The organism is Conexibacter stalactiti, assembly GCF_033542075.1.
Classification (GTDB): domain Bacteria; phylum Actinomycetota; class Thermoleophilia; order Solirubrobacterales; family Solirubrobacteraceae; genus Conexibacter; species Conexibacter stalactiti.
Genome location: NZ_JAWSTH010000086.1, coordinates 18,151 through 27,230, shown reverse-complemented (window position 1 = coordinate 27,230; position 9,080 = coordinate 18,151). Strand labels below are relative to the sequence as shown.

Annotated in this window: 8 protein-coding genes; 2 read left to right on the top strand and 6 right to left on the bottom strand. The window is 75.3% G+C overall.

Going from position 1 to position 9,080, the window contains the following annotated elements; genetic code table 11:
• Positions 1-111: 111 nt before the first annotated feature.
• Complete coding sequence (locus R7226_RS23920; RefSeq protein WP_318599878.1) at positions 112-828, bottom strand: crotonase/enoyl-CoA hydratase family protein; 717 nt, start codon at positions 826-828, stop codon at positions 112-114.
• A gap of 93 nt (positions 829-921) precedes the next feature.
• Between R7226_RS23920 and R7226_RS23915 the strand changes: the two genes are divergently transcribed.
• Both R7226_RS23915 and R7226_RS23910 read left to right on the top strand, forming a co-directional pair.
• The gene (locus R7226_RS23915) at positions 922-1,524 is read left to right on the top strand and encodes a TetR/AcrR family transcriptional regulator (RefSeq protein ID WP_318599877.1); all 603 of its coding nucleotides are present in this window, start codon (positions 922-924) and stop codon (positions 1,522-1,524) included.
• Positions 1,525-1,647: 123 nt separating this feature from the next.
• Positions 1,648-2,364: a chymotrypsin family serine protease gene (locus tag R7226_RS23910; protein WP_318599876.1), complete on the top strand. Its 717-nt coding sequence runs from the start codon at positions 1,648-1,650 to the stop codon at positions 2,362-2,364.
• Here R7226_RS23910 and R7226_RS23905 read toward each other — a convergent pair.
• Genes R7226_RS23905 through R7226_RS23885 form a run of 5 tightly spaced genes read right to left on the bottom strand, consistent with a single transcriptional unit; the run spans position 2,348 to position 8,996 of the window.
• On the bottom strand, positions 2,348-3,292 hold the full coding sequence (locus R7226_RS23905) for a serine hydrolase (RefSeq protein ID WP_318599875.1): 945 nt from the start codon (positions 3,290-3,292) through the stop codon (positions 2,348-2,350). The two genes, R7226_RS23910 and R7226_RS23905, sit on opposite strands and share 17 nt — an antisense overlap.
• Positions 3,289-4,674: an amidohydrolase family protein gene (locus R7226_RS23900; protein ID WP_318599874.1), complete on the bottom strand. Its 1,386-nt coding sequence runs from the start codon at positions 4,672-4,674 to the stop codon at positions 3,289-3,291. Before R7226_RS23900 ends, R7226_RS23905 begins: the two co-directional genes overlap by 4 nt.
• Positions 4,671-5,831, bottom strand: coding sequence for a M20/M25/M40 family metallo-hydrolase (locus tag R7226_RS23895; protein ID WP_318599873.1), 1,161 nt, complete (start codon positions 5,829-5,831; stop codon positions 4,671-4,673). The genes R7226_RS23900 and R7226_RS23895 overlap by 4 nt, the downstream gene beginning before the upstream one ends.
• On the bottom strand, positions 5,828-7,462 hold the full coding sequence (locus tag R7226_RS23890; RefSeq protein WP_318599872.1) for a PucR family transcriptional regulator: 1,635 nt from the start codon (positions 7,460-7,462) through the stop codon (positions 5,828-5,830). The genes R7226_RS23895 and R7226_RS23890 overlap by 4 nt, the downstream gene beginning before the upstream one ends.
• Before the next feature lie 4 nt (positions 7,463-7,466).
• The gene (locus R7226_RS23885) at positions 7,467-8,996 is read right to left on the bottom strand and encodes an amidohydrolase family protein (protein ID WP_318599871.1); all 1,530 of its coding nucleotides are present in this window, start codon (positions 8,994-8,996) and stop codon (positions 7,467-7,469) included.
• Positions 8,997-9,080 lie beyond the last annotated feature (84 nt).

The window sequence follows — 9,080 nt, the reverse complement described above, 5'->3', positions numbered from 1 at the left end:
CCCGCCGGCGCGCCGCGCGCGCCCGATGCGGCGGCCGGGGATGTGACGCCGCCGACGCGGCCCCGCGCGCAGCGGGGCCGCGTCAGCTGGGCGCCCACTGCGGCGGCCGTATCAGGCAGGCGCGCTGGCGCCGGTCAGCGCCTCGACGGTCAGCTCGCTCGCGATCGCCGCTCTGACGGCGCTCAGCGCGCCCGCCCGCGCACGCAGCTTCGTCGCGGCATGCGCGGCCGGGTTCAGCTCGGCGAGGTCGGCGGCGGTCGCCTGCGCGGTGGCCAGCAGCTCCGCGGGCTCGACGACGCGGTCGAGGTAGCCGGCGACGACCGCCTCCCGCGGTGAGTACATCGTCGCGCTGACGACGGCGCGGTCGAAGTGGGCGGGGTGGAGGCGCTGGCGCGCCAGCTCGATCGCGAAGGTCGGAACGGTCAGGCCGATCCGCACCTCGTTGAGGCCGATGCGGAAGGGTCCGTCGGCGCCGATGCGGGCGTCGGCGGCGAGCAGCAGGAAGGAGCCGGCGGCGATCGCGTGGCCGCCGCAGGCGACGACGACCGGCGTCGGGAAGGAGAGGATCCGCTCCGCCAGCGTCGCGCCGAGCCGCAGCATCTCGATCACCGCGGCGACGTCGCCGCCGCCGAAGACGCCGAGGTCGAAGCCGGCCGAGAAACGGCCCTCGCGGCCGCTGAGCAGCACGACCGCCTCGTCACGCTCTGCCTGGTCGAACGCCTCGTGCAGCGTCTGCAGCATCGCGATCGAGAGCGCGTTGGCCTTGCCGTCGTCGAGCGCGATCGTTGCGATCCGCCCGTCAAGCGTGTAGGTCGCCAGTTTCGTCATCAGCCGTCCCCTCAGTTCCGAGTATCGGTGCGGCAGACTATCGGAACGACGTTACGAAACAAAGTCCCGAAACGTCGGTAGGGTTCTCGCCCGATGCCACGTCCCAAACAGCGGACACCGGAGTTGCGCGAGCGCGTGCTGGCGGTCGCGATCGACCTGCTGGCGACCGAGGGGACCGCCGCGCTGACCGCCCGCGCCGTCGCGCGCGCGGCGCAGACCTCGACGCCTGCCGTCTACGAGCTGTTCGGCGACAAGGGCGGCCTCGTGCGGGCGGTCTTCTTCGAGGGCTTCCGGCGGCTGCACGAGCAGCTCGCGGCGATCCCCGCCACCGAGGACCCGCGCGCCGACCTCGTCGCGATGGCCGCCGCCTACCGCGCCTTCGTCGTCGAGCAGCGCGTGCTCGGCGAGGTGATGCTGTCGCGCCCCTTCAGCGACTTCGCGCCGGGGCCGAGCGAGCTGAAGGCGAGCGGATCGGTCCGCACGCTCGTCGTCGCGCGCGTGCGCCGCTGCGTCGAGGCCGGCGTGATCGCCGGCGACGCGACGGACGTCGCGCACGTGCTCGTCGCGATGGTGCAGGGGATGGCGGCGGCCGAGAACGCGCGCCGGCTCGGCACCAGCGCGGCGGCGGTCGACCGCCGCTGGGAGCTGGCCGTCGAGGCGCTGCTCGGCGGGCTGGCGCCTTCCCCGAACGGCTGACCGCGCGCTTGTCGCCGACGACAAGCCAGGCAGCGCGGCTTGCCCGAAACGACGATGTCTCGGCGCGCGGCCAGGGTTAGCGTCGTCCCTGTCTGATCCACCTACGGGGAAGGGACGGGTTTCATGAAGCGAATCGCTACGGCCGCGACGGCCGCGCTGCTCGCTGCCGCATTCGCGGCACCGGCCGCATCGGCGGCCACCGGCGTCGTATCGAACGGGATCGCGTGGACGACGCACGCGACTCCCGATCCCGACAATCCCAACGACTACTGCACGCTGGGCGCCGTCGGCACCGACAGCAGCGGCAACAAGGTCGGCATCAGCGCCGTCCACTGCATCTGGAGAGAGCCCGACGGAGCGACCGTCTACCGCTGGGCGAGAACGGCCGCCGGCCGCACGCCGATCGGCAGACTCTCGCATCGCGGCGACTACAGCACGCCGCCGTCGGGCTTCACCGCCGACTGGGTCGTGATGCAGCTCAACGACGACGCGGTCCTGACGAGCAACGGCCCCGGCGCGCGCATCACCGGGATTGCGCCGGCGACGCTGCCGAGCGCCACGATCGGCTGCAAGGACGGCATCACCAGCGGCGTCACCTGCGGCCTGATCACCGCCGTCTCGACGGCGAACTACTGGAACCTCGCGTACGTGGCCGCGGGCGACTCGGGCGGCCCGTTCTTCGTCAACGACCACGACTGGGCCGGCATCAACTTCGGCTGGACGACCGGCTTCCCGGGCGTGCCCGGCGCGGTCTACGTGCGCGCGACGAAGATCCTCTCCGACATCGAGGCCGGCACGAACCCGGTCGGAAAGGGCTTCAGAATCACGAACACCCCCTGATCGACCGCAGGTGGTCGACCGCGATGCGAGCGGCTTCGCCGATCGCGCGGTCGGCCGCCGGGTTGCGCACGGCCGGGGTCGTCGAGGCGACGAAGACGGCGACCGCGCAGCGGCCGCCGTCGGGGTGCTCGACGACGCCGGCCTCGCTGCGCAGGTGGGCGATCGTGCCGGTCTTCGCGCTGATGCGGACACGGTCGTCGGGGAAGCCGGCCGAGAGGCGGTGCGGCCAGACCTGCAAGCCGAGGATCCGGCGCGCCTCGGCCGAGCCGGCGGCGTCGAGCAGCTCGTCGCGCCACAGCGCCGCGAGCAGTCGCGTCGTCTCGCGCGGGGTCGTGCGGTTGGTCTCGGTCGCGGTCACGGCGCGCATCGCGCGGATCGCGGCGAAGCGCGCCTCGTACTGCTCCGGCGCGATGTCGTCGTACGGCATCCCCAGGTCCTGCTCCATCGTCTCGAACAGGCAGGCGCAGTCACCGAGCAGGACGGTGCCGGGGAAGCCGTGGTCGCGCATCGTCGCGTTGATCGCGTCGAGGCCCAGCAGCTCCATGATCACGTCGGTGGCGCGGTTGTCGCTGATCGACATCATCAGCAGCGCGAGGTCGCGCAGCGACAGCTCGACGTCGTCGAGCATCACCGAGAGGCCGATCCCGCCGTCGGTCGGCGTGCTGCCGGCGGGCAGCTGGACCCGCTGCGTCAGCGCGACCGTCCCCGCCGACGCCTGGCGGCACAGCTCGACCAGCACCGGCAGCTTGAAGACGCTCGCGGCGACGACCGGCGCGTCGGGCTCGATCCCGATCTCCGCACCGCCGTCGAGGTCGACGGCGTGCAGCCAGCCGCTGACGCCGGCGGCGGCGAAGGCGCGCGCGAGCGCCGCCTCGGCCTCCGCGCCGGCGGCCGTCGCGTCCGCGCGCGCCGCGTCCGCGCCGCTCACGGCGCCACCGTCTTGCCGCGCGCGATCCACTCGCCACGGCCGGGCTCGCCGCTGAAGGACCCGTCGTCGTAGAGCACCTCGCCGCGGCTGATCGTCGTGCGCGGCCAGCCGCGCACCTCCCAGCCGTCGTAGACGCAGTAGTCGGCGCGCGACTGCATCGCGGCAGCGTCGACGGTGCGCGTCAGCTCGGGGTCGAAGATGACGAGGTCGGCGTCGGCGCCGGGCGCGATCGTCCCCTTGCGCGGGTAGAGGCCGTGCAGCAGCGCCGGGTTGGTCGCCGTCACCGCGACCAGCCGCTCCAAGGTCAGGCGGCCGCGCGCGACCCCTTCGGAGTGCAGCAGCGGGATCATCGTCTCCAGCTCCGCCATCCCCTTGCGCGCGGTCGTGACGTCGATCCCCGGCCACGTCTTGTCGCGCAGGAACCACGGCGCGTGGTCGCTGCCGACCGTCTGGATCGAGCCGTCGGCGAGGCCGCGCCACAGCGCCTCGACGTCGGCCGGCTGGCGCACCGGCGGCATCCCGGCGAAGCGGCCGCTGTCGGGCTGCGCGTGCACGGAGGCGTCGAGCGTCAGGTAGAGCGGCCGCGCCTCGACGAACAGCGGCAGGCCGCGCGCCCGCGCCCGCCGCGTCGCCTCCAGCGCTGCGCCGGAGGAGAGGTGGACGACGTTGATCGGCGCGCCCGTCGCGGCGCAGATCGCGGCGGCGCGCTCGACCGCGGCGGTCTCGGTCCAGTCGGGGCGGCTGAGCGGGTAGTGCTCCATCCCGCCGCGCCCCTCCGCCAGCAGTTGCGCGCCGGCGAACTCGATCAGCGCGTTGTCCTCGCAGTGGATCATCGTCAGCATCCCGAGGTCGCCGGCCAGCTTCGCGGCGGCGATCAGGTCTCTGGGATCGTGGTCGAAGGCGAGCATCACCAGCTTGAGGCCCATGTGGCCCTGCGCGGCCAGCTCGGGGATCGCCTCCAGCAGGTCGTCGGTGGCGGTGAAGACGCCGGCGTGGAAGGCGTAGTCGACGAGCGCCTGCTCGCCCGCCGCCTGCATGTCGCGCGCGATCACGGCGCGGATCGAGGTCTCGTCGTCGGGGAAGCTCATCTGCCCGAGCGTCGTGACGCCGCCGGCCAGCGCGGCTCTCGATCCGGTCAGGAAGTCGTCGACGAAGCGCGGCGGGTCGTCGCGCGTCGGCGCGCTCGCGGACAGGTGGACGTGCATGTCGAGCGCGCCCGGCAGCACGTAGGCGCCGGATGCGTCGAGCTCGCGGCGACCGCGCATCGGCCCGCCGACCTGGACGATCCTCCCGCCGGCGACGCCGACGTCGCAGGCGGCGCGGCTGGCGGCGGTGACGACCGTTCCGCCACGCACGACCAGATCGAACTCCTCAACGCTCATCGGCCCTGCTCCTCGTCCGTTCTTCGCTCCAAGAGGTCTGCGACCAGCGCGGCGACGAGCGCCGCCCGCTCCGCCATCCGCGCGATCGCGACGTGCTCGTCGGCGGCGTGGGCACCGCCGCCGACGGCGCCGAGGCCGTCGAGCGTCGGCGTGCCGACCGCCGCCGTCAGGTTGCCGTCGGAGCCGCCGCCGACCGCGACGCCGCGCAGCGGCTCGAGGCCGAGGCCGGCGGCGATCCGCTCGGCGCGCGCGAAGAGCGCGGCGGAGGCGGCCGCCTCCAGCGGCGGGCGCTCGTTCTCGACGCGGACCGTCACGTGCGTGCCGGGGACGGCCGGGGCGGCGGCGAGCGCGTCGATCCGCCGAGCCAGCTCGGCCTGCTGCGCGAGCGTCGTCGTGCGCGCGTCGAGCGTCAGCGACGCCCGCGCGGCGACGACGTTGATCGCGCTGCCGGCGGCGGCGAGCGTCGGCGTCAGCGTCGCGCCGGGCAGGTCGTCGGCGAGCGTCGCGGCGGTGACGGCGAGGTGGCCGAGCGCGACGGCGGCGTTGGCGCCGCGCTCCGGCTCGAGGCCGGCGTGCGCGGCGCGGCCGGCGATCTCCAGCTGGTAGGTGGCGACGCCCTTGCGCGCCGTCTTCAGCGCACCAGCGGCGCTGGGCTCCAGCACCAGCACGGCCTCGGCCTGCGCCGCCAGCCGCTCGATCGACGCGCGCGAGCGGACCGAGCCGACCTCCTCGTCGGCGGTCAGCAGCAGCGTCACGTCGCACGGGCGGGGGAGCAGCGAGAGCGCGAACAGGCCCTGCACGATCCCGGCCTTCATGTCGAAGCCGCCCGGTCCGCTCGCGTGCCCGTCGCGCAGCGCGAACGGCATCGTCGCGAGCGTCCCGACCGGCCAGACGGTGTCGTAGTGGCCGAGCAGCAGCACGCGGGGCGCGGCGCCGAGGTCGAGCCGCAGCCAGCGCGCGTCGGCCGGCCCGTCGGCGACCGGCTCGACGCCGAGCAGCTCGTGCGCCAGCCGCCCGACCACGTGCGCGCAGCCGGCGAGCGCGGCCTCGTCGCCCGACGGCGACTCCGCCAGCACGAGCGCCTCCAGCGCCGCCGTCATCTCGGCCGCGCGCGCCCGCAGGGCGACCAGCGGCTCCGCTCCCGCGAGCGCGCTCATCGGTCGCCGCCGGCCAGTCGCAGCTCGAGCTCCAGCGGGAGGCGGTCGCCGGCGTCGTCGAGGTCGATCGCGGCGATCTCGGCGATCCTCCGCATCCGGTAGCGCAGCGTGTTGGCGTGCACGTGCAGCCGCTCGCTCGCGAGCGCGCCGTTGCCGAAGCAGTCGAGGTAGGCGGCGAGCGTCGCGACGTAGTCGGTCCCGTGCACGCGGTCGTGCTCGTGCAGCCGCGCGAGCGGCGGCGAGCGCCGCCGCGGGCGGGCGCGCAGGAAGTCGCCGACCTCCAGCAGCAGCACCTGGCCGAGGTGGTCCTCGACGTCGATCACCGTCTCCGTCGGCGCGACCAGGGGGCCGATCCGCAGCGCCTGGTCGGCCTGCAGGCGCGAGGCGGGGATCTCCGCCAGCGACTGCACCGGCGCGCCGACGCCGGCCTGCAGCTCGACGCCGAGCGCCTTCGCGGTGTTGTCGATCGCGTCGCGCGTCAGCTGCACGAAGCGGTCGCGGTCGAGCGCGCGCTCGCCGATCGCCAGCACGTAGACGCGGCCGTCGAGCGTCGCGACCGAGACGCGGCGCCGGAACGACTGGAAGAAGACGCCGATCATGTTGACGATCCGCTCGTAGACGAGCTGGGCGTTGGGCTCGTGCGCGATCGGCTGGCGGTCGCGCATCGCGCGCACCGCGACGACGGCGAAGGCCGCGCCATCCGGCAGCCCCAGCTCGCGCGCGACGACGTCGGCATGCGCCTCGCCGGTCAGCAGCGAGCGCAGCATCTCGCCGTGGACGCGGCGGTCGAGGTCGTCGCTGACGCGGTGGCGCAGCAGGTGCAGCGCGGCGATCCGCGCCGCCTCCTCCAGCAGCGTGTCGGTGCGCTCGTCCAGCGGCAGCTCGCCCTCGGCGATCCAGATCGAGCCGATCAGCGCGCCGCCGCCGCGGACCGCGATCGCGCGGCGCGGCGCCGTCTCGCCGGGGAACTCGACGTGCGTGACGCCCTCCGCCTGCCGCAGACGGCTGAAGACGCCGCTCTCGCCGAGCCGCTGCATCCACTCGTCGGGGACGCGGCGGCCGAGGATCGTCGCCTCGCGCGCGGCGTCGATCGGCGCGTCGAGGTTGGAGAAGGCGAGCACGCGCGACTGCGCGTCCTCGATCGTGACCGGCCCGCCGGCCGCCGCCGCGACCGCGTCGGCGAGCGCGAAGAGGTCGCCGATCTTCGCGCCGCTGACCTGCGTCGCCGGCGTGCGCGCGCTCGCGGAGGTGCGGATCAGCGCGAACAGCTGGCCCCACGCGACCGCGGCCGGCGTCGTCAGCAGCGCGATGCCGCCGGCCGCCGCGGTCGCCAGCAGCGGGTCGACCGTCTCGCCGTCGCGGCGCTTGAGCACGACCGCGGAGGCGCCGGCGGCGCCGGCCGCGGCGATCAGCTCGCGCGCGCCATCCTCGACGGCGCGCAGGCCGATCGCGAGCACGACGTCGCCGCGGTTGGCCAGCAGCGGCTCGCCGGGGTCGTGGACGACCGGCTCCGCGATCGGCACGTCGGCGCCGCGCGGCGCGAGCGCGACCGTCAGCAGGTCGCCGCCGAGGTCGCTGCACAGCGACGCGAGCGTCGGCGCTTCGCTCTGCTGTGCAGGCGCGTCGCTCATCGGCTCAGCGCGGCGCGCCTCGCAGCGGGCGGCCGGGCAACGCGGCGGGATCGAGCGCGCCGTCGCGCACGACGAAGCGGCCGCCGACGAGCAGGTGGCGGACGCCGGTCGAGGGGCGCGTGCGCTCGCGGTAGCTCGCCGCGTCGCCGATCGTCGCGGGGTCGAGCACGACGAGGTCGGCGTCGGCGCCGGCGCGCAGGCGGCCCTTGGCGCGGGCCGCGGGGGCGGTCTGCTCCAGCAGTTGGGCGGGCAGCAGCGCGGTGCGGCGGAATGCCTCGACCCAGCTCCAGGCGCCGCTCTCGCGTACCATCAGCCGCAGCGCCTTCGCGAAGGTTCCGGCGGTGCGCGGGTGGGTCGCGCCGTCGAGCGGGAGGGGCCAGGCGCCGTTCGCGGCGGGCGCGCCGCCGTCGGCCGCGGCGTCGCCGGGGGCGGCCGAGCCGCCCCAGTCGATCGGCGTCGCGTCGCTGGCGACGATCACGTCGCGGTGACGCAGCGGCGTCAGCAGCAGCTCGCGGTCGGCGGGGTCGTCTTCGTCGAGGAACTCGACGAAGCAGAGCGTGCCGGGCTGCTCGGCGCGCAGCTCGCGCAGCCGCGCGGCGTCGGCGACGCGCTCGCCGCTGCCGGCCATCACCAGCGCCGACGGCGCCAGGCCCCACGCCTCCAGCCGCTCGGGCGCGAGGAAGGCGGCGCCGACGGAGGTGCAGCCGCTGCCGTACGGGTACGCCTCGGTGGTCAGCGGCAGGCCGGCGGCGCGGCCGCGGTCGAGCGCGGCGAGCACGCGCGCCACATGCCGGCGCGAGGTGCTGTTGACGTGGCAGAGGTGGGTGCGGGCGCCGGTCTCGGCGGCGGCGCGAACCAGCTCCTCGGCACCGTCGACCGGCGTCTGCGGATCGTCCTCGACCAGCTCGCGCGCGTGCGTGAAGGTCGGGACGCCGGCCTCGGCGGCGAGCCGCGCGACGGCGAGGTACTCGCGCGGGTCGCTGCGCGGCGCGTAGCCGACCAGCAGCCCGATCCCCAGCGCGCCGTCGGCCAGCTCGCCGGCGAGCAGCTGCAGCAGCGCCGTCAGCTCGCGCGGCGAGGCGTCGCGCCGCCATGCCGCGTCGCCGAGCACGGCGAGGCTGCCGGCGACCGTGCCGTCCGGGCTGCGGTCGAGCAGCGCGAGCGCGCGCGCCGAGCCCCAGGCGGCCGAGAAGCCGTAGTTGAGCGGGCGGCCCTCGGCGGCGGCGCGCTCGTAGGCGGTCGCGACCGGCATCGCGCCGGCCTCCAGCTCCAGTGCCGTGGTGACGCCGTCGAGCGCCTTCAGACGGTGACCGGCGGCCGTCTGCTCGTGGCAGTGGAGGTCGATCATGCCGGGGCCGACGACCAGCCCGCCGACGTCGACCACGGTCGCGCCGGGCGGCAGCGCCAGGTCGACGCCGATCGCCGCCACCGACCCGCCGCGCACGAGCACGTCGGCGACGCCGTCGAAGCCGCTCTCGGGATCGACGACGCGGCCGCCGCGCAGGACGACCGGTTGCTCGACACGCTCGCTCACGCCGCAAAGGTACCAACGGCTCCCGCGCCCGTCTTGGCCATTTCGTGAGAGCAATGACGCTCGCTTTGTGGAATGCGACAATCC